Source organism: Mycobacterium sp. NTMscope_MAC_269, from assembly GCF_976985695.1.
Map to the genome: position 1 here is coordinate 4,947,096 of NZ_OZ335668.1, position 18,743 is coordinate 4,965,838.

At 68.1% G+C, this 18,743-nt stretch carries 15 protein-coding genes; 13 read left to right on the forward strand and 2 right to left on the reverse strand.

Going from position 1 to position 18,743, the window contains the following annotated elements:
• The first annotated feature begins 128 nt into the window (after positions 1-128).
• From ACZ50Z_RS23505 to ACZ50Z_RS23520, 4 genes are read left to right on the forward strand one after another with little or no spacing between them, the layout of a single operon-like run.
• Entirely contained in the window at positions 129-896 is a 768-nt protein-coding gene (locus ACZ50Z_RS23505) for a lysophospholipid acyltransferase family protein (RefSeq protein ID WP_464485707.1), read from the forward strand.
• Between the two features lie 9 nt (positions 897-905).
• Positions 906-1,670: a lysophospholipid acyltransferase family protein gene (locus ACZ50Z_RS23510; RefSeq protein WP_464485708.1), complete on the forward strand. Its 765-nt coding sequence runs from the start codon at positions 906-908 to the stop codon at positions 1,668-1,670.
• A gap of 13 nt (positions 1,671-1,683) precedes the next feature.
• Positions 1,684-2,469, forward strand: a complete 786-nt coding sequence (locus ACZ50Z_RS23515) for a lysophospholipid acyltransferase family protein (RefSeq protein ID WP_464485709.1) — start codon at positions 1,684-1,686, stop codon at positions 2,467-2,469.
• 19 nt (positions 2,470-2,488) lie between these two features.
• The gene (locus tag ACZ50Z_RS23520; protein WP_464485710.1) at positions 2,489-3,301 is read left to right on the forward strand and encodes an HAD family hydrolase; all 813 of its coding nucleotides are present in this window, start codon (positions 2,489-2,491) and stop codon (positions 3,299-3,301) included.
• Between the two features lie 35 nt (positions 3,302-3,336).
• Here ACZ50Z_RS23520 and ACZ50Z_RS23525 read toward each other — a convergent pair whose 3' ends face one another.
• Positions 3,337-4,983, reverse strand: coding sequence for an N-acetylmuramoyl-L-alanine amidase (locus tag ACZ50Z_RS23525; protein WP_464485711.1), 1,647 nt, complete (start codon positions 4,981-4,983; stop codon positions 3,337-3,339).
• Between the two features lie 131 nt (positions 4,984-5,114).
• Positions 5,115-6,101 (reverse strand): PirG, encoded by a 987-nt coding sequence (locus ACZ50Z_RS23530; RefSeq protein ID WP_464485712.1) that lies wholly within the window; start codon positions 6,099-6,101, stop codon positions 5,115-5,117.
• A 260-nt stretch (positions 6,102-6,361) separates the two neighbouring features.
• Between ACZ50Z_RS23530 and glf the strand changes: the two genes are divergently transcribed.
• The 9 genes from glf to fadD32 all read left to right on the forward strand — a co-directional run bounded on the left by glf (position 6,362) and on the right by fadD32 (position 18,696).
• Positions 6,362-7,552, forward strand: coding sequence for a UDP-galactopyranose mutase (gene glf / locus ACZ50Z_RS23535; RefSeq protein ID WP_464485713.1), 1,191 nt, complete (start codon positions 6,362-6,364; stop codon positions 7,550-7,552).
• On the forward strand, positions 7,552-9,438 hold the full coding sequence (locus ACZ50Z_RS23540) for a glycosyltransferase (RefSeq protein ID WP_464485714.1): 1,887 nt from the start codon (positions 7,552-7,554) through the stop codon (positions 9,436-9,438). Before glf ends, ACZ50Z_RS23540 begins: the two co-directional genes overlap by 1 nt.
• Positions 9,431-9,973, forward strand: coding sequence for a phosphatase PAP2 family protein (locus tag ACZ50Z_RS23545; RefSeq protein WP_464485715.1), 543 nt, complete (start codon positions 9,431-9,433; stop codon positions 9,971-9,973). The genes ACZ50Z_RS23540 and ACZ50Z_RS23545 overlap by 8 nt, the downstream gene beginning before the upstream one ends.
• A gap of 3 nt (positions 9,974-9,976) precedes the next feature.
• Positions 9,977-10,894 carry a decaprenyl-phosphate phosphoribosyltransferase gene (locus ACZ50Z_RS23550; protein WP_464485716.1) on the forward strand — a complete coding sequence of 306 codons (918 nt, stop codon included), beginning with the start codon at positions 9,977-9,979 and terminating at the stop codon, positions 10,892-10,894.
• Positions 10,881-12,854 (forward strand): terminal beta-(1->2)-arabinofuranosyltransferase, encoded by a 1,974-nt coding sequence (aftB, locus tag ACZ50Z_RS23555; protein ID WP_464485717.1) that lies wholly within the window; start codon positions 10,881-10,883, stop codon positions 12,852-12,854. Before ACZ50Z_RS23550 ends, aftB begins: the two co-directional genes overlap by 14 nt.
• Positions 12,855-13,246: 392 nt before the next feature.
• On the forward strand, positions 13,247-14,290 hold the full coding sequence (gene ag85A / locus ACZ50Z_RS23560; RefSeq protein ID WP_464485718.1) for a diacylglycerol acyltransferase/mycolyltransferase Ag85A: 1,044 nt from the start codon (positions 13,247-13,249) through the stop codon (positions 14,288-14,290).
• 161 nt (positions 14,291-14,451) lie between these two features.
• The gene (locus tag ACZ50Z_RS23565; protein ID WP_464486372.1) at positions 14,452-15,354 is read left to right on the forward strand and encodes an esterase family protein; all 903 of its coding nucleotides are present in this window, start codon (positions 14,452-14,454) and stop codon (positions 15,352-15,354) included.
• A gap of 151 nt (positions 15,355-15,505) precedes the next feature.
• Positions 15,506-16,516 (forward strand): carboxylesterase Culp6, encoded by a 1,011-nt coding sequence (gene culp6 / locus ACZ50Z_RS23570; RefSeq protein ID WP_464485719.1) that lies wholly within the window; start codon positions 15,506-15,508, stop codon positions 16,514-16,516.
• A 281-nt stretch (positions 16,517-16,797) separates the two neighbouring features.
• Positions 16,798-18,696 (forward strand): long-chain-fatty-acid--AMP ligase FadD32, encoded by a 1,899-nt coding sequence (fadD32, locus tag ACZ50Z_RS23575; protein ID WP_464485720.1) that lies wholly within the window; start codon positions 16,798-16,800, stop codon positions 18,694-18,696.
• The last annotated feature ends 47 nt before the right edge of the window (positions 18,697-18,743 follow it).

An 18,743-nucleotide genomic window follows, 5' to 3' on the forward strand; every position in this document is an offset into this window, starting at 1 on the left:
ACCTTTCCCAAGGACGCTGGGGGACCGATTCGGTATCGACCGGCGATGAGGGTTTTTGCGCCCCCGAGCTTAGCGCGAGGCGGCATCCGGGGGACGCCGCACAGTCCGGAGCACTAGGCTGATGAGCTGTGGAACCGGTTTACGGGACTGTCATCCAGCTAGCCCGCTTGGTATGGCGCGCGCAGGGGCTGAAGATCACGGTCACGGGTGTGGAGAACCTCCCGAAAAGCGGCGGTGCGGTCATCGCGATCAACCACACCGGCTACCTGGACTTCACGTTCGCGGGGTTGCCCGCCTACAAGCAGGGCCTGGGACGCAAGGTGCGGTTCATGGCCAAGCAGGAGGTCTTCGACCACAAGGTCACGGGGCCCATCATGCGCAGCCTGCGCCACATCTCGGTGAATCGGCAGGACGGCGCCGCCTCCTACGAGGCGGCGGTGCGGCACTTGAAAGACGGCGAGCTCGTCGGGGTTTATCCCGAGGCCACCATCAGCCGCAGCTTCGAGATCAAGGAGTTCAAATCGGGGGCCGCCCGCATGGCGGTCGAGGCCGGGGTGCCGATCGTCCCGCACATCGTCTGGGGCGCCCAGCGCGTCTGGACCAAGGACCATCCGAAGAAGCTCTGGCGGCCCAAGGTGCCGATCGTGGTGGTGGTCGGCGAGCCGATCGAGCCGACGCTGGGCATCGAGGAATTGAAGGGCCTCCTGCACTCCCGGATGCAACACCTGCTGGAACGCGCGCAGGAGCTCTACGGCGCCCATCCCGCCGGGGCGTTCTGGGTGCCGCACCGGTTGGGCGGAGGCGCCCCGTCGCTGGCGGAAGCGGCGCGGTTGGAGGCCGAAGAGGCGGCCGCTCGGGCGGCACGCCGGGCGCGCCCCGCAGGGGCGCCGGAGTAGTGATCGACGGTGGAGCCGACCTTCCGCGCGCTGGAGCTGCTGGCCCACCTGGCGGTGACGGCCACCGGCACCACGATCACCTATCGCGGCGAGCAGCACATCCCTGAACGCGGCGGGGCCGTGGTGGCGATCAACCACACCAGCTATGTCGACTTCTTGCCCGCCGGCCTGGCCGTCCATCGCCGGGGGCGGCGCCTACGGTTCATGATCAAGGCCGAGATGCAGCGGGTGAAGGTGGTCAATTTCCTGATCAAGCACACCCGCACCATCCCGGTGGACCGCGGCGCCGGCGCGGGCGCCTACGCGGTGGCCGTGCAGCGGCTCCGTGAAGGCGAGCTGGTCGGCGTGTACCCCGAAGCCACGATCAGCCGCAGCTTCGAGCTCAAGGAGTTCAAGACCGGCGCCGCCCGGATGGCGCTGGAAGCGGACGTCCCGATCGTGCCCGTGATCGTCTGGGGGGCGCAGCGCATCTGGACCAAGGACCACCCACGTAAACTGGGGCGGGCCAAAATTCCTGTCACCGTGCAGGTAGGCGCGCCGTTACAGGTGCGCGAAGACATTGCGCAGACCGACGCTGCCCTGCGCGACTCGATGACGACGTTGCTGCACCAGGCGCAACGGGACTATCCGAACGAGCCCGGAGCGTACTGGGTGCCGCACCGGCTGGGCGGTTGCGCCCCGACCCGCGCTGAGGCCGCGCGCATCGAGGCCGAGGAGGCGGCGGCCCGATCGGCCAAGAAGGCCGCCAACCGGGCCGAACGCCCGTCGCAGTAGGCAAGGAGAAGACATGCCTGAGGGGTTCTACCGGTTCGCGGAGTGGATCGTCCCGCCGATGGTCGCCATGCAGGGAACCAAGTTCACCTATCAGGGCCTCGAGAACATCCCCGAGCGGGGCGGCGCACTACTGGCCCAGAACCACACCAGCTACCTGGACTGGCTTCCCACGCTGATGGCCGTGCGGGAGCGCCGCCGGCGCGCGTACTTCATGATCAAGGCGGAGATGGCCGACGTGAAGGCGGTCAACTACGTCATCAGGCACGCCCGGCTGATCCCGGTGGATCGCAGATCGGGACACGACGCGTTCGACGCGGCGGTGCAGCGCATGCGCGAGGGCGAGCTGATCGGGACGCATCCCGAGGCCACCATCAGCCGAAGTTTCGAGTTGCGGGAATTCAAGACCGGGGCCGCGCGCATGGCGCTTCAGGCCCAGGTGCCGATCGTCCCGGTGATCGTGTGGGGCGCGCACCGGATCTGGCCCAAGGACCATCCGAAAAAGGTGCTGCGCAACAAGGTTCCGATCACCGTGCTCGCCGGGCGCCCGCTGCCACCACGGGGCACGCCCGAGCAGCTCAACGCGGTGTTGCGCGAGGCGATGAATGCCCTGCTGTACCGCGTGCAGGAGGAATATCCGCACCCGAAGGACGAATTCTGGGTGCCGCGCCGCTTGGGGGGCGGCGCGCCCACCCAGGAGGATTCCCGCGCCATCCGGCTGTCGGAGTTGCAGGACCGGATGCAGAAATACGGAACCGACGGCGTCACGCGCCCGGGGCAGACCCAAAGCGGATTGCATTGAGCGGTAAGGCCCGATGACGATGAAGCCGACGCTCATCGCCTGCGACGTCGACGGCACCCTGTTCGACGACGACGAGAAGATCACCCCGCGCACCCGCGACGCCATCCGCGCCGCGGTGGACTCCGGTGCGCAGTTCGTCGTGGCGACCGGACGGCCGCCGAGGTGGATACGTCCCGTCGTCGACGCGCTCGGCTTCGCCCCGATCGCGGTGTGCGCCAACGGCGCCGTGGTCTATGACTCCGCGACCGACCGGGTGGTGTCGACGCGCACGCTTTCCGTCGACACCCTGGCGGAGCTGGCGGAGCTGGCGACGCGCGTCATCCCCGGCGCGGGGCTGGCCGTCGAGCGGATCGGCGACCGCGCCCACGACACCGCGACCCCGCAGTTCATCAGCTCGCCGGGCTACGAGCACGCCTGGCTGAACCCGGACAACACCGAGGTGTCGATCGAGGACCTGCTCAGCGCCCCGGCGATCAAGCTGCTCATCCGCCGGGCCGGGGCCCGCAGCTCCGACATGGCCGCCGAACTGGCCAAGCACGTCGGCATCGATGGCGACATCACCTACTCCACCAATAACGGCCTGATCGAGATCGTGCCGCTGGGGATCAGCAAGGCCACCGGCGTGGACGAGATCGCCAGGCCGCTGGAGATCACCCCCCAGCAGGTGGTGGCGTTCGGCGACATGCCCAACGACCTGCCGATCCTGCGCTGGGCGGGCCACGGCGTGGCGATGGGCAACGCCCATCCCGACGTGCGCGCCGCCGCCGACGAGGTCACCGCCGCCAACAATGACGACGGCGTGGGCCGGGTGCTGGAACGCTGGTGGCTTTAGCCGTGCGAGGAGGAGTGCGGCAATTGGCTTTAGCTCTACGTGGCGCCGGGGTGCGTCGGTAGCGAGAAATGTTCGGCCGGCACCGTTGGGCCGCTTGGCAATTGGGTGGCCAGCGGCGTCGTGATACCGTCCACGACTTCGGTGACGTTTCCGGTCAGCCGCTCATAGTTCAACGTTCCGTGCGCGAAGTTCTGCGTAATCTGCAGCGGCTCTTGTATTTCCGCGCTGGTCGGCAGTCCGAGCGGACCCCGCTCGTAGCTCTGCGAGCCCCAGGCGTCGTAGATGGCGCCGGTGACCGGCTGAGGCCCGGTCTCGGGTGACCAATACATCGCCCCACGGGCGAAGGTGACAAAGCGGGCGTCACCGGCCGCGCTGTCTTCCGGCGAGGTCGGCGCGCCCAGCACGCTGTTCATCGCGCCGATCGCCTGCCAGTGGTCGTAGATCGCGCCGCCCTGCAGCGCCTTGATCAGTTCCTCCGGCGGGTCGTTGAAATGCGATGCGATGTCCCGTATTTCGTCCATCAACGCGTAGGCGGCGTTGCCCGGGCAATCCGTGTTGCCGACGTCTCGGTGGGTGAAGATGGTCGGCAGCGTCGCGATGGAGCCGGCCGGGAAGGTGGTGTAGTGGCTACCGGCCGACTCCAGTTGCACCGTGCCCTTGGGGTCGACGCCGTCCAGGCCCAGCCTCCAGCCCAGCAGGCGGCCGACGGTGCGCAGTTGGATCGGCGTCGGGGGCACGTCGTCGAAATTGCCGATCATCGACACGCCCCAGGTGTTGCGGTTGAATCCGCCGGTGTGGAAGGCCTCGACGGCTTTTGTGAGCCCGCCGGCGCTGCCCTCGAACACCTGGCCGTACTTGTCGACCAGCGCGTTGTAGGCGATGTCGCACCAGCCCAGCGTCTTGCTGTGGTAGGTGTAGATGGCCTTGACGATGCCGGCCGATTCCAGCGGTGAATAGTCGTTGCTGCCGGCGGTGTGGTGGATGACCGCGGCGCGAATCCCGTTGTCGTACTGTGGGCTACCGCATCGCAACGACTCGTCGGCGCCCCACTCCGCTCGGCTGATGATGGGCGGCGCCTGGCCGGGCATCACCACTCCCGACGGTGGCGTCCACTGCGTTTGGCTCGGCGCCTGCGGCGGGGAGATGAGGACAGCCGAGATGTTCTGCCCGAAGGGCTGTTCCCTCGACGCCGGTTTGTATCCCAGATCCCTCGCGTCGCCCGGGGATGCCGGGGGCGGCTGGGTCGCCTTCGCGTCGAGCGGTCGGGTCACCGCGATCTGGACGGTGGTCGTGGTGCCGACGAAGACCGGGTCCGTGCCGCGCGGCCCCTCGGTGGCTGCGGCCGGATGGCCGGACGCCGCCGGATCGGGCGCCGCGGTTTCGTACTCGGTCTGATACCACGGACCCCACGAACCGTCGGGACGCTTGGCGCGCACGCGGGTCGACGTCCCGGCCAGGTCGCCGGTGAGCGCCACCAAAGAGAACGCGGTGTCCTGGCCGATCTCCCGAACGGTGACTCCGGCGCCCAGCCCGATCAGCGGTTGCTCGACAAGTTGGGTGCCGCGCGTCGGTGAAGTCCTGGAGGCGCCCCGGTCGCGCGTGGCGTCCCCCACCCACGAGACGATGACGACGGTCGCGGCGATGGCGGTGAGCAACGTCGTCGGGGCGCGACTGCGGGACACCAGCCGATGTTACGTGTGTTTCTAATGTTATCTATGGGACGACACGAGGTTCCGCGCGGCTGAATCTCCACCAAAATCGACGGCACCGCAGATGATTCTGCGGTGCCGTCTGGTGGAGGGTTTGGGAAAGGTCAGACCGGGGGCAGTACCGGTACCGCGCCGGCGGCCGCCGGCAGCGCACCGGCAGCACCCGCGGCGGCCGGGAGAGCACCCGCCGCGGCGCCGGGCAGGGCACCCGCGGCGCCCGGGAGCGCGCCCGCGGCCCCGCCGCCCTGCATGCCCTGCGTGATCGCCGGCATCACCAGGCCCTTGAGCAGGTCAATCGCCTGACCGGCGCCCAACTGGTTGGCGGCTTGCATGACGTCGTTGACGAGGCCGCCACTGGCGCCCGACCCGGAGCCACCGCCCAGGCCGGTACCGCCGCCGATGGGCGAGGCGTTACCGAACGTCGACGGGTCGCCGAGGATCGGGTAGGTGCCACCGACGCCCGGGTCCAGGCCGGCCCCGGAGTCGATCGGAACTTCGGTCGGGGACAGCGCCGGGCTGCCCAGCCCCGGAGCCACGCCGGCCGGGCTGGTCAGCCCGGGGTTGGACAACGCGGGGTTGAGTCCGGCGCCCGGGGTCGCGATGCCCGTGCCCGGGGTGGCCGGCAACGCACCCGGCGCGGTGAGCCCGGGTGTCGTGGGGGCCAGGCCGGGATTGGTGAGGCCCGGGCTCGCCAGCCCGGGGCTGGTCAAACCGGGACTGGTCAGGCCGGGGCTGGTCAAACCGGGGCTCGTCAAGCCCGGATTGGTCAGCCCCGTCGTTCCCAGGCCGGGGGAGCCGAGGCCGGGAGTTCCCAGGCCGGGGCTGGCGAGACCCGGGGTGGCCGCGCCCCCGCTCAAGGCGGGCACCGGAGGCATGTTGATCCCGAATTGCGACAGCCCCTGCGACAGCGCGCCCATCAGCTCGCCGGGCAGGTCGCTCATCACCGCGGCCTGCTTGAACTCGTGGTGCTCGGGCGCCTTGGTGTCGGCCGTCGATTCGTAGACAAGGAAGTATGCGCACGGACTCGCCACTGCCAGGGCGGCAACCGCGCTCATGGCTGTCGAGAGCTTGCGTCGGCGTCGGTTCGGCACGGAAGTCTCCTCTATCACTATGTGTTGTGTCGGCGGTCCCGCCGGTCCTAGCTGGCAGGAATCACACACAGTCGATGGTACGAGTGGGGGGTCTGTTACTAGAGTGGTGATATTGAATCGTGAGGCAATTGCGACCAGGACTGTGATCGCGGCTCCGGAAGCCCCCCAACGCCCCCCGACGGCCCTCGTCAAACGGCCGGCGCGCTTCCTGGCCTCGCCAAATGGGTTAGGGCCACGCGGTCGGATACCCTAAGCAACCGATGACCGCTCGTTTCGATCTATTCGTCGTCGGCTCTGGATTCTTCGGACTGACCATTGCCGAGCGCGTGGCTACCCAGCTCGGGAAGCGTGTACTCGTGGTGGACCGCCGTCCGCACATCGGTGGCAACGCCTACTCGGAAGCCGAGCCGCACACCGGTATCGAGGTGCACAAGTACGGCGCCCACCTGTTCCACACCTCTAATAAGAGGGTCTGGGATTACGTGCGCCAGTTCACCGACTTCACCGACTACCGGCACCGGGTCTTCGCCATGCACAACGGCCAGGCCTACCAGTTCCCGATGGGGCTGGGCCTGGTGTCGCAGTTCTTCGGCAAGTACTTCACGCCGGACGAGGCGCGCAAGCTCATCGCCGAGCAGGCCGCCGAGATAGACACCGCCGACGCGCAGAACCTCGAGGAGAAGGCGATCTCGCTGATCGGCCGACCCCTGTATGAGGCCTTCGTCAAGGGCTACACCGCCAAGCAGTGGCAGACCGACCCCAAGGAGCTCCCGGCCGCCAACATCACCCGGCTGCCGGTGCGCTACACCTTCGACAACCGCTACTTTTCCGACACTTACGAGGGTCTGCCCGTTGACGGTTACACGGCGTGGCTGCGCAACATGGCCGCCGACGACCGCATCGAGGTCCGGCTGGACACCGACTGGTTCGACGTGCGCGACCAGCTGCGCGCGGACAGCCCCGACGCGCCGGTCGTCTACACCGGCCCGCTGGACCGCTACTTCGACTACGCCGAGGGGCGCTTGGGCTGGCGCACCCTCGACTTCGAGCTGGAAGTGCTGCCGATCGGGGATTTCCAGGGCACACCGGTGATGAACTACAACGACCCCGACGTGCCCTACACCCGCATCCACGAGTTCCGGCACTTTCACACCGAGCGCGACTATCCCGCCGACAAGACCGTCATCATGCGGGAATACTCGCGGTTCGCCGAGGACGACGACGAGCCCTACTACCCGATCAACACCGAGGCCGACCGCGCCGTGCTGGCCGCATACCGGGCCAGGGCGAAGTCCGAAACCGCTTCGGCGAAGGTGCTTTTCGGTGGCCGGCTGGGCACCTACCAGTATCTGGACATGCACATGGCCATCGCCAGCGCGCTGAACATGTACGACAACGTTCTGGCGCCGCACCTGCGCGACGGCAAAGCTTTAGTTGGGGAGAGCGCCTGATGCCTGCTGTAAGCCTGTTGTCCCGGATCATCCTGCCGCGTCCCGGCGAGCCGCTCGACGTGCGCAAGCTGTATCTGGAGGAGTCGACGACCAACGCCCGTCGGGCGCACGCGACGAGCCGCACCTCGCTGGAGATCGGCAAAGAATCCGAGGTGTCGTTCGCCACCTACTTCAACGCGTTCCCGGCCAGCTACTGGCGGCGCTGGTCCATCTGCGCGTCGGTGGTACTGCGGGTCGAGCTGACCGGAACCGGGCGGGTCGACGTGTACCGGACGAAGGCCACCGGGGTGCGAATCTCGGTCGAGGGCCGCCAATTCGTCGGCACCGACGAACAACCGGCCGTCGTCGAGATCGAGGTGGCGCTCAAGCCGTTCGAGGACGGCGGCTGGATCTGGTTCGACATCACCACCGACAGCGCGGTCAACCTGATCAGCGGCGGCTGGTACGCGACCGAGCCCGCCCCGGTCCCGGCCAACATCGCCGTCGGCATCCCCACCTTCAATCGTCCCGCCGACTGTGTCAACGCCCTGGCCGACCTCACCGCTGATCCCTTGGTGGACGAGGTGATTGGTGCGGTGATCGTTCCGGACCAGGGCACTCGCAAGGTGCGCGATCACCCGGACTTCGCGACCGCGGCCGCGGGTCTCGGGGATCGGCTGTCGATCCACGATCAGCCCAACCTCGGCGGTTCCGGCGGTTACAGCCGGGTGATGTATGAGGCGCTGAAAAACACCGACTGCCAACAGATCCTGTTCATGGACGACGACATCCGCATCGAGCCGGACTCGATCCTGCGGGTCCTCGCGATGCACCGCTTCGCCAAGACGCCGATGCTCGTCGGCGGCCAGATGCTCAACCTGCAGGAGCCGTCGCACCTGCACATCATGGGCGAGGTCGTCAACCAGTCCAACTTCATGTGGACCGCCGCGCCGCACGCCGAGTACGACCATGACTTCGCGGAATTCCCGTTGAGCGACAAGAACTCTCGGAGCTCCCTGCTGCACCGACGGATCGACGTCGACTTCAACGGCTGGTGGACCTGCATGATCCCCCGGCAGGTCGCCGAGGAACTGGGCCAGCCGCTGCCGCTGTTCATCAAATGGGACGACGCCGAATACGGTCTGCGCGCCGGCGAGCACGGGTATCCGACCGTCACGCTGCCCGGTGCCGCGATCTGGCACATGGCCTGGAGCGACAAGGATGACGCCATCGACTGGCAGGCGTACTTCCACCTGCGCAACAGGCTGGTGGTCGCCGCGCTGCACTGGGACGGCGACATCACCGGGCTGGTTCGCAGCCACCTCAAGGCGACGCTGAAACACCTTGCTTGCCTTGAATATTCGACGGTGGCGATCCAGAACAGGGCGATCGACGACTTCCTCGCCGGACCCGAGCACATCTTCTCGATCCTGGAATCCGCGCTGCCGGAGGTGCATCGCCTGCGCAAGGAATACCCGGACGCGGTGGTGCTGCCGGCGGCCAGCGAACTGCCGCAGCCGCGCTACCAGAGCAAGGCGATGAACCCTCCGGTGAACCCGGTGTCGATCGGCTACCGGCTGGCCCGCGGGATCCTGCACAACGCGACCAAGGCGGACGCCGAAGCCCACCGTGCCCCGGAGTACAACGTGCCGACCCAGGATGCGCGCTGGTTTCGCCTGTGCACGGTCGACGGCGTGACCGTCACGACGGCCGACGGGTGCGGTGTGGTCTACCGACAGCGGGACCGGCGAAAGATGTTCTCGCTGTTGTTCAAATCGCTGCGCCGCCAGCGCCAGCTGCTCAGCCGGTTCGACGAGATGCGCAGGGTGTACCGCGACGCGCTGCCGGTGTTGTCCAGCAAGCAGAAGTGGGAGACGGCGTTGCTGCCAGCTGCAGAACATGCATGAGGCCTCTGCTGCGCAGGCCCCGCGCGGTGAGGTGGCCGCGCTGGTCGCCGTCCAGGCGGCGCTGGGCGATCGCCCCGGGGCGCTACCGGTGGCGCGCGCACTGTCCCACTTCGGCGAGCACAGCATCGGTTGGGTGGCCGTAGCCCTGCTCGGCGCGGTTCTGTCGCCGAAGCGGCGCGCAGACTGGCTCATCGCCGGCGGCGGCGCCTTCGTCGCCCACGCCGCCGCCGTGATCGTCAAACGCATCGTGCGGCGCAAGCGGCCGCACGATCCCGCCGTCGTGGTGAACGTCGGCACTCCCAGCCAGCTGAGTTTTCCGTCCGCACATGCCACTTCCACCACGGCCGCCGCGATTCTGATGGGCCGGGCCACCGGCCTGCCCCGAGGAGTTTGCGAAGCGGGCCTGGTGCCGCCGATGGCGCTGTCGCGAATGTTGCTGGGAGTGCACTACCCCAGCGACGTGGCCTGCGGCATCGCCCTGGGTGCCGTCGTCGCGGCGGTCACGCGCCGCGCAGGACAGCTCGCGAGAAGGTGACGAATGACCGAGGAAACTGAGGAAGCGGTGGCCGGACCGCCCAGCAACCTGGTCGCCGGGGTGATAAAGGCGCTCCGCCCGCGCCAGTGGGTGAAGAACGTCCTGGTGTTGGCGGCGCCGGTGGCCGGGCTCGGTAGCGGGATCCGCTACGACTACGGACAGATGCTCACTCAGGTCGGGTTGGCGTTCGTGGTGTTCAGCCTGGCGGCCTCGGCCGTCTATCTGGTCAACGACGTCCGCGACGTCGAGGCCGACCGGGAACACCCCACCAAGAGGTTCCGCCCGATCGCGGCGGGCGTGGTGCCCGAGTGGCTGGCCTACGCCTTGGCGGTGCTGGTGGGCGCTGCCTCGCTGGGCATCGCATGGATGGTGACGCCGAACCTGGCTTTGGTGATGGCCGTCTACCTCGGCATGCAGCTGGCCTACTGTTTTGGTCTCAAACACCAAGCGGTGCTTGACATCTGCATCGTTTCGTCGGCGTACCTGCTGCGCGCCATCGCCGGTGGTGTGGCCACCGAAATCCCGCTGTCGCAATGGTTCTTGCTCTCGGCGGCGTTCGCGTCGCTGTTCATGGTGGCCGGCAAGCGCTACGCGGAACTACAGCTCGCCGAGCGCACCGGGGCGGCGATCCGCAAATCCCTGGAGAGCTACACCAGCACCTACTTACGGTTCGTGTGGACCCTGTCCGCGACCGCGGTCGTGGTCTGTTACGGGCTGTGGGCGTTCGAGCGCGACCACCATTCGGGGTCGTGGTTCGCGGTGTCGATGGTCCCGTTCACCATCGCGATACTGCGCTACGCGGTCGACGTGGACGGCGGGCTGGCGGGGGAACCCGAAGACATCGCGCTGCGGGACCGGGTGCTGCAGCTGCTGTTCCTGGCGTGGATGGCAACAGTCGGAGCCGCGGTTGCCTTCGGTTAGCCCCGAGCTGCAGGCGCTCAAGGCGCGCATGATGCGCAGCCGGCCGGTGATCAGGCGGCCCGGCTGGCCGGTGTTCCCGTACACGACCATGGTGCGGACCAGCCTGTGGATCAGCGTCGCGGCGGTCGCCGTCCTGTTCGCCTGGGGCGCCTGGCAGCGGCGGTGGATCGCCGACGACGGGCTCATCGTGTTGCGCACCGTGCGCAATCTGCTCGCCGGCAACGGACCGGTTTTCAACCAGGGCGAGCGGGTGGAGGCCAACACCTCGACCGCCTGGACGTATTTGATGTACGCCGGCAGTTGGGTCGGCGGTCCGCTGCGCATGGAATACGTGGCTTTGGCTCTGGCACTGGTACTTTCGGTGCTCGGCGTGGCGCTGCTGATGTTGGGCGCCGCACGGTTGTACGCGCCGAGCCTGCGCGGGCGCAAGGCGATCATGGTGCCCGCCGGGGCATTGGTCTACGTCGCGCTGCCGCCGGCGCGTGACTTCGCCACGTCCGGCTTGGAAAGTGGTTTGGCGCTGGCGTATCTCGGGCTGCTGTGGTGGATGATGGTCTGCTGGGCGCAGCCGGTGCGCAACCGCCCGGACAAGAACATCTTCGTAGGCGCGCTGGCGTTCGTCGCCGGGTTCAGCGTTTTGGTTCGGCCCGAGCTGGCCCTCATGGGCGGTCTGGCGCTGATCATGATGTTGATCGCGGCGCGAACCTGGCGGCGCCGCGCGCTGATCGTGGTGGCCGGCGGTCTCCTGCCGGTCGGCTACGAAATCTTCCGGATGGGCTACTACGGCCTGCTGGTGCCCGGCACCGCCCTGGCCAAGGACGCGGCCGGGGACAAGTGGTCCCAGGGCATGATCTACCTCTCCAACTTCAACGCCCCGTACGCGGTGTGGATACCCGTGGTGCTGCTCGTCCCGCTGGGCGTGCTGCTGTTCGCCGCCCGGCGGCGGCCCTCGTTCCTGCGGCCGGCGCTGGCACCCGACTACGGGCGCGTGGCCCGGGCGGTGCACAGCCCGCCTGCGGTGGTGGCGTGGGTCCTGATCAGCGGTGTGCTGCAGGCCCTGTACTGGATCCGCCAGGGCGGGGACTTCATGCACGCGCGGGTGCTGCTGGCACCGCTGTTCTGCGTGCTGGCCCCGGTGGCCGTCGTCCCGGTCGCCATCCCCGACGGACAGGACTATTCGCGCGAGACCGGTAACTGGGTCGCCGGCGCGGCCGCCGCGTTGTGGCTGGGGGTCGCCGGTTGGGCGCTGTGGGCGGCGAACTCACCCGGCATGGGCGATGACGCCACCCACGTCACCTACTCCGGCATCGTCGACGAACGGCGCTTCTATGCCCAGGCCACTGGTCAGGCCCATCCGCTGACCGCCGCGGACTATTTGGGCTACCCGCGGATGTCCGCCATCCTGACGGCCCTGAACAACACCCCCGACGGCGCGTTACTGCTGCCGTCGGGCAACTACATCCAATGGGACCTGGTGCCGCAGGCGCAGCCCGCTCCGGGCGACAAATCGCCGCAAAGGCCTCAGCACGCGGTGTTTTTCACCAACCTCGGCATGGTCGGCATGAACGTCGGGCTCGACGTCCGGGTCATCGACCAGATCGGTTTGGCGAATCCGCTTGCGCAACACACCGAGCGGCTCAAACACGGCCGCATCGGGCATGACAAGAACCTCTTCCCGGACTGGGTGATCGCCGACGGCCCCTGGGTGAAGGTGTATCCGGGCATTCCTGGCTACCTGGACGCGCAGTGGGTCGCCGAGGCGGTCTCGGCGCTGAAGTGCCCCGACACCCAGGCGGTGCTCGGCTCGGTGCGCGCGCCGATGAACCCGCATCGCTTCCTGTCCAACGTGCTGCACTCCTTCCAATTCACCAAATACCGGATCGACCGGGTCCCGCTCTACGAACTGGCCCGGTGCGGGCTGCCGATACCCGAACAAGCGCCGCCGCCGCCTCGCGAGTAAGCGCTGCGCAGAAGAATTTTCGGCAGATCTCCCGCCGAATACCACCCGCCCGTCGCGAAAAAATGGCAGCAACATCACATTTGGCCCCCCACCAGCTGGCAATGACGGTCAAGCACATGCGCAAACCCCGCCTTTTTTACACATGTTTGACATGAAAACCGCTGGGTAGGTGGGCCGCTCGCGGCTTCGGCGGCTCGCCTCGATGCGAACGAATGGGGCAAGGTGTGGTTGACTACACGGGCACTCCTGCGCTTCGCGCGGCGACGATGCGGGCCGACGATGGCCTGAGGAGAGCCGTGCAGGTGGGTACGCGCAGGCAGTTCGACCCAATCAGGAAAGCGCCCGATCGGACGAATGTGCCGGGAGGCCGCAAGAAGGATGAGGAAGCAAGGATGACGCTTGTCGACAGATTTCGCGGCGCCGTGGCGGGTATGCCGCGCCGGCTCGTGGTGGGGGCCGCCAGCGCGGCGCTGCTGACGGGCCTGGTTGGCGCCGTCGGAGGCTCGGCGACCGCCGGTGCCTTCTCGCGCCCGGGTCTGCCGGTGGAGTACCTGCAGGTTCCGTCCGCCGGAATGGGCCGCGACATCAAGGTTCAGTTCCAGAGCGGTGGCGCAAACTCGCCGGCGTTGTACCTGCTCGACGGTATGCGTGCGCAGGACGACTTCAACGGCTGGGACATCAACACCCCGGCGTTCGAGTGGTACAACCAGTCGGGCATCTCGGTCGCCATGCCGGTCGGTGGCCAGTCCAGCTTCTACTCCGACTGGTACAAGCCCGCCTGCGGCAAGGCCGGCTGCACCACCTACAAGTGGGAGACCTTCCTGACCAGTGAGCTCCCGGCGTACCTGCAGAGCGAGAAGCAGGTCAAGCCGACCGGCAGCGCCGTGGTCGGTCTGTCGATGGCGGGCTCGTCGGCGCTGATCCTCGCCGCCTACCACCCGCAGCAGTTCGTCTACGCCGGCTCGCTGTCGGCGCTGCTGGACCCGTCCCAGGGCATGGGCCCGTCGCTGATCGGTCTGGCCATGGGCGACGCCGGTGGCTACAAGGCCGCCGACATGTGGGGCCCGAAGGAAGACCCGGCCTGGGCGCGCAACGACCCGTCGCTTCAGGTGGGCAAGCTCGTCGCCAACAACACCCGCATCTGGGTGTACTGCGGTAACGGCAAGCCGTCCGACCTTGGTGGCGACAACCTGCCCGCGAAGTTCCTCGAGGGCTTCGTGCGGACTTCCAACCTGAAGTTCCAAGAGGCCTACAACGCCGCCGGCGGCCACAACGCCTTCTGGAACTTCGACGCCAACGGCACCCACGACTGGCCCTACTGGGGCGCGCAGCTGCAGGCGATGAAGCCTGACATGCAGTCGGTCCTGGGAGCCACCCCCGGTGCGGGCCCGGCCACGGCCGCGGCTGCCGGTAACGGAACCGGCCAGGGCACCTAGAACACACCGAGCATCACGACTCGCGGCGGGAACCCTTCGGGGTTCCCGCCGTTAGTCGTTTCGGCGGATGTGACCTGTTTCACTACCCGGCGAGCGCGCGCCCCGAGTCGCTGGCTAATGTGCATTCAGCGACTAGACGATGGAGGGTGGACATGACGGTCGTGCGGGGTGTGCCGGCGCTTCTTCGGGTGTTCTGCTTTGCCGCGCTGGCGGCCGGGTTGGCCTTTGTTTCGCCGGCGGTCGGGACCGTCGGCAAAGCCAGGGCCGCGGGCTACGAAAGCCTGATGGTGCCGTCGGCGGCCATGGGCCGCGACATCCCGGTGGCCTTCCTCGGCGGAGGCCCGCACGCGGTGTACCTGCTGGACGCCTTCAACGCGGGCCCGGACGTGAGCAACTGGGTCACCGCCGGCAACGCGATGAACACGCTGGGCGGCAAGGGCATCTCGGTGGTGGCCCCGGCCGGGGGCGCGTTCAGCATGTACACCAACTGGGAGCAGGACGGCAGCAAGCAGTGGGACACCTTCCTGTCCAGCGAGCTGCCCGATTGGCTGGCCGCCAACAAGGGCCTGGCGCCCGGTGGCCACGCCGCCGTCGGCGCCTCACAGGGTGGCTACGGCGCGATGGCGCTGGCCGCCTTCCACCCCGACCGGTTCGGCTTCGCGGGCTCGCTGTCGGGATTCCTGTACCCGTCGAGCACCAACTACAACGGCGCCATTCTGGCCGGTCTGCAGCAGTTCGGCGGCGTGGACGGCAACGGCATGTGGGGCACCCCGCAGCTCGGCCGGTGGAAGTGGCACGACCCGTATGTGCACTCGGCACTGCTCGCGCAGAACAACACCCGCGTGTGGGTCTACAGCCCGACGAACGCCGGCGGCGACGACGCGGCGATGATCGGACAGGCCGCCGCGGCGATGGGCAGTTCCCGGGAGTTCTATCAGCAGTACCGCAGCAACGGCGGGCACAACGGCCACTTCGACTTTCCCGGCGGCGGCGACAACGGCTGGGGCTCGTGGTCGGGGCAATTGGGGGCCATGTCGGGCGACATCGTCGGCGCCATTCGCTAGCAGCGGGTCGTTGTCCAACTGGCTAGCAGCGGGTCGTTGTCCGGATTGACCTAGCGGCCGAGCCGGTACCGTGTAGGAGTGCAGCAGGGGTCGGGCGGGCCGCTTGCCCCGGATTCGAGCTGCGCTCCACCCCCTCTGCTGGCAGGAGAACATGGCTAACAGCGCCCGGCGTAAGCGCCGCCGCACCCTCGCCTGGGTCGCCGCCCTTTCGGTCGCCGGCGTCGTCTTGTTGGTCATCGTGGCCGTCGTCACCGTGCTGCGCGGGCGGGAGTCGCAGCCGAGCGCGGTGCCGCCCGGGGTCTTGCCCCCGTCGTCGACGTCGTCGCACCCGCACAAGCCGCGACCCGCGTATCAGGACGCATCGTGCCCCGACGTGCTGCTGGTCAACGTGCCGGGCACGTGGGAGTCCGCCCCGCAGGACGACCCTGCCAACCCGTTGCAATTCCCGAACGCGTTGCTGCACAACGTGACCGCGAGCATCACCGGAGACTTCCCCGCGTCGCGGGTGCAGGCGTACACCACCCCCTACACCGCGCAGTTCCACAATCCGCTGAGCGGCGACACGCAGATGTCCTACAACGCCAGCCGGGCCGAAGGCACCCGCGCGACCGTGCAGGCGATGACCGACATGAACACCAAGTGCCCCCTGACCAGCTACGTGCTGATGGGCTTCTCACAGGGCGCGGTGATCATGGGCGACATCGCCAGCGACATCGGCAATGGCCGCGGACCCGTCGACGACGACCTGGTGCTCGGTGTGACGTTGATCGCCGACGGGCGCCGTCAGCTCGGCGTCGGCAACGACATCGGGCCCAACCCGCCGGGACAGGGCGCCGAGGTCACGTTGCACGAGGTGCCGATCTTGTCCGGGCTGGGCCTGACCATGACCGGTGCGCGCCCCGGCGGGTTCGGTGACCTCAACGGCAAGACCAACGAGATCTGCGCGCCGGGCGACCTCATCTGCGCCGCACCGGAAGAGGCCTTCAGCATCGCCAACCTGCCGAGCACGCTGAACACCTTGGCCGGGGGCGCCGCCCAACCGGTCCACGCGTTGTACGCGACGACGCAGTGCTGGAGCGTCGACGGTGCCCCGGCGACCGACTGGACGTTGAACTGGGCTCACGGCCTGATTGCGAATGCGCCACAACCGAAACACGGATGACCGGGGCGGTGGGACACAGGCTTTAGGTAGCGGTTGCCGGTGGCTATCAGCGGTACCTTGTGATTTGGTCCGCCGTGGGCGGGCCCGTAACATTAAGAGGAATTTAAGAGCTACCAGACTTTGTCGCGGGCCCGGGTCGGGGTCGATGCCGGCTGGGACCGGCACGTGACCGGCGTTCTGGCCCGCGCGTAGACATGTAACGGTCGGCGGTAGCCGGCCAGAGCTAGAGAACGAAACGTCGGCGGAGCCGACCTAGATAACAGGTGTGACAGGAGAGCGGCATGGTTTACCACAACCCGTTCATCGTGAATGGAAAGATCAAGTTCCCCGAGAACACGAACTTGGTCAAGCACGTTGAGAAGTGGGCGCGGGTCCGTGGCGACAAGCTCGCCTACCGGTTCCTGGATTTTTCCACCGAGCGCGACGGCGTCGCCTGCGACATCTCCTGGTCGGAGTTCAGCGCCCGCAACCGCGCCGTGGGGGCCCGGCTGCAGCAGGTCACCGAGCCCGGTGACCGCATCGCCGTGCTGTGCCCACAGAACCTGGACTACCTCATCGCGCTCTTCGGCGCGCTGTACGCCGGCCGGATCGCGGTGCCGCTGTTCGACCCGAGCGAGCCGGGCCACGTCGGCCGCCTGCACGCCGTGCTCGACGACTGCACCCCCTCGACCATCCTGACCACCACCGACGCCGCCGAGGGGGTCCGCAAGTTCATCCGCGCCCGCGCGGCCAAGGAGCGGCCTCGCGTCATCGCCGTCGACGCGGTGCCCAGCGAGGTCGCGTCGACCTGGGTGCCGCCCGAGGCCGACGAGAACACCATCGCCTACCTGCAGTACACCTCCGGCTCCACGCGCACCCCGACCGGTGTGGAGATCACCCACCTCAACCTGCCCACCAACGTGCTGCAGGTGCTCAACGGCCTGGAGGGCAAGGAGGGCGACCGAGGCCTGTCCTGGCTGCCGTTCTTCCACGACATGGGCCTGATCACGGCGCTGCTGTCGCCGGTGCTCGGCCACAACTTCACCTTCATGACGCCGGCCGCGTTCGTGCGCCGGCCCGGCCGGTGGATCCGCGAGATGGCGCGCAAGCCCGAGGACGCCCCGGACTGCGAGGTCTTCACCGTCGCCCCGAACTTCGCGTTCGAGCACGCCGCGGTGCGCGGTGTGCCCAAGGAAGGCGAGCCGCCGCTGGACCTGAGCAACGTCAAGGGCATCCTCAACGGCAGCGAGCCGGTGTCCCCGGCGTCGATGCGCAAGTTCTACGAGGCGTTCTCCCCCTACGGCCTGCGCGAGACCGCGATCAAGCCCTCCTACGGCCTGGCCGAGGCGACGCTGTTCGTCTCCACCACGCCGATGGACGAGCCGCCGACCGTCATCCACGTCGACCGCGAGGAGCTGAACAAGCAGCGCTTCGTCGAGGTCGCCGCCGACGCCCCCAACGCCGTGGCGCAGGTCTCGGCCGGCATCATCGGCGTCGACGAGTGGGCCGTCATCGTCGACCCCGAGACCGCCAGCGAGCTGCCCGACGGACAGATCGGCGAGATCTGGTTACACGGGAACAACCTGGGCATCGGCTACTGGGGCAAGGAAGAAGAGACCAACGACGTCTTCCGCAACATCCTCAAGTCGCGGATCAGCCAGTCGCACGCCGAGGGCGCCCCCGACGACGGCATGTGGGTCAAGACCGGCGACTACGGCACCTACCACAAGGGCCACCTCTATATCGCGGGCCGCATCAAGGACCTGGTCATCATCGACGGCCGCAACCACTACCCGCAGGACCTCGAGTACTCGGCGCAGGAAGCCAGCAAGGCGCTGCGCACCGGCTACGTGGCCGCCTTCTCGGTGCCGGCCAACCAACTGCCGCAGGAAGTGTTCGACAACCCGCACGCCGGCCTCAAGTACGACCCCGACGACGGCTCCGAGCAGCTGGTGATCGTCGCCGAGCGCGCGGCCGGTTCGCACAAACTGGACTACCAGCCCATCGCCGACGACATCCGTGCCGCGATCGCCGTCCGCCACGGCGTGACCGTCCGCGACCTGCTGCTGGTGCAGTCGGGAACGATTCCGCGGACCTCCAGCGGCAAGATCGGCCACCGCGCCTGCCGCGCCGCCTACCTGGACGGCAGCCTGCGAAGCGGTGTCGGATCCCCGACCGCCTTCGCCAGCGAAACCGACTGAATCTCTTAGGACCATGGCTGACACTGAGCACCCCGAAGACACCACCC

What these genes read in the sequence shown, in the direction of transcription:
- ACZ50Z_RS23520 (WP_464485710.1), top strand. Translation starts at nt 2,489, where the DNA reads ATGAAGCCGACGCTCATCGCCTGCGACGTCGACGGCACCCTGTTCGAC.
- glf (WP_464485713.1), top strand. Translation starts at nt 6,362, where the DNA reads ATGACCGCTCGTTTCGATCTATTCGTCGTCGGCTCTGGATTCTTCGGA.
- ACZ50Z_RS23540 (WP_464485714.1), top strand. Translation starts at nt 7,552, where the DNA reads ATGCCTGCTGTAAGCCTGTTGTCCCGGATCATCCTGCCGCGTCCCGGC.
- ACZ50Z_RS23515 (WP_464485709.1), top strand. Translation starts at nt 1,684, where the DNA reads ATGCCTGAGGGGTTCTACCGGTTCGCGGAGTGGATCGTCCCGCCGATG.
- fadD32 (WP_464485720.1), top strand. Translation starts at nt 16,798, where the DNA reads ATGGTTTACCACAACCCGTTCATCGTGAATGGAAAGATCAAGTTCCCC.
- culp6 (WP_464485719.1), top strand. Translation starts at nt 15,506, where the DNA reads ATGGCTAACAGCGCCCGGCGTAAGCGCCGCCGCACCCTCGCCTGGGTC.
- ACZ50Z_RS23545 (WP_464485715.1), top strand. Translation starts at nt 9,431, where the DNA reads ATGCATGAGGCCTCTGCTGCGCAGGCCCCGCGCGGTGAGGTGGCCGCG.
- ag85A (WP_464485718.1), top strand. Translation starts at nt 13,247, where the DNA reads ATGACGCTTGTCGACAGATTTCGCGGCGCCGTGGCGGGTATGCCGCGC.
- ACZ50Z_RS23550 (WP_464485716.1), top strand. Translation starts at nt 9,977, where the DNA reads ATGACCGAGGAAACTGAGGAAGCGGTGGCCGGACCGCCCAGCAACCTG.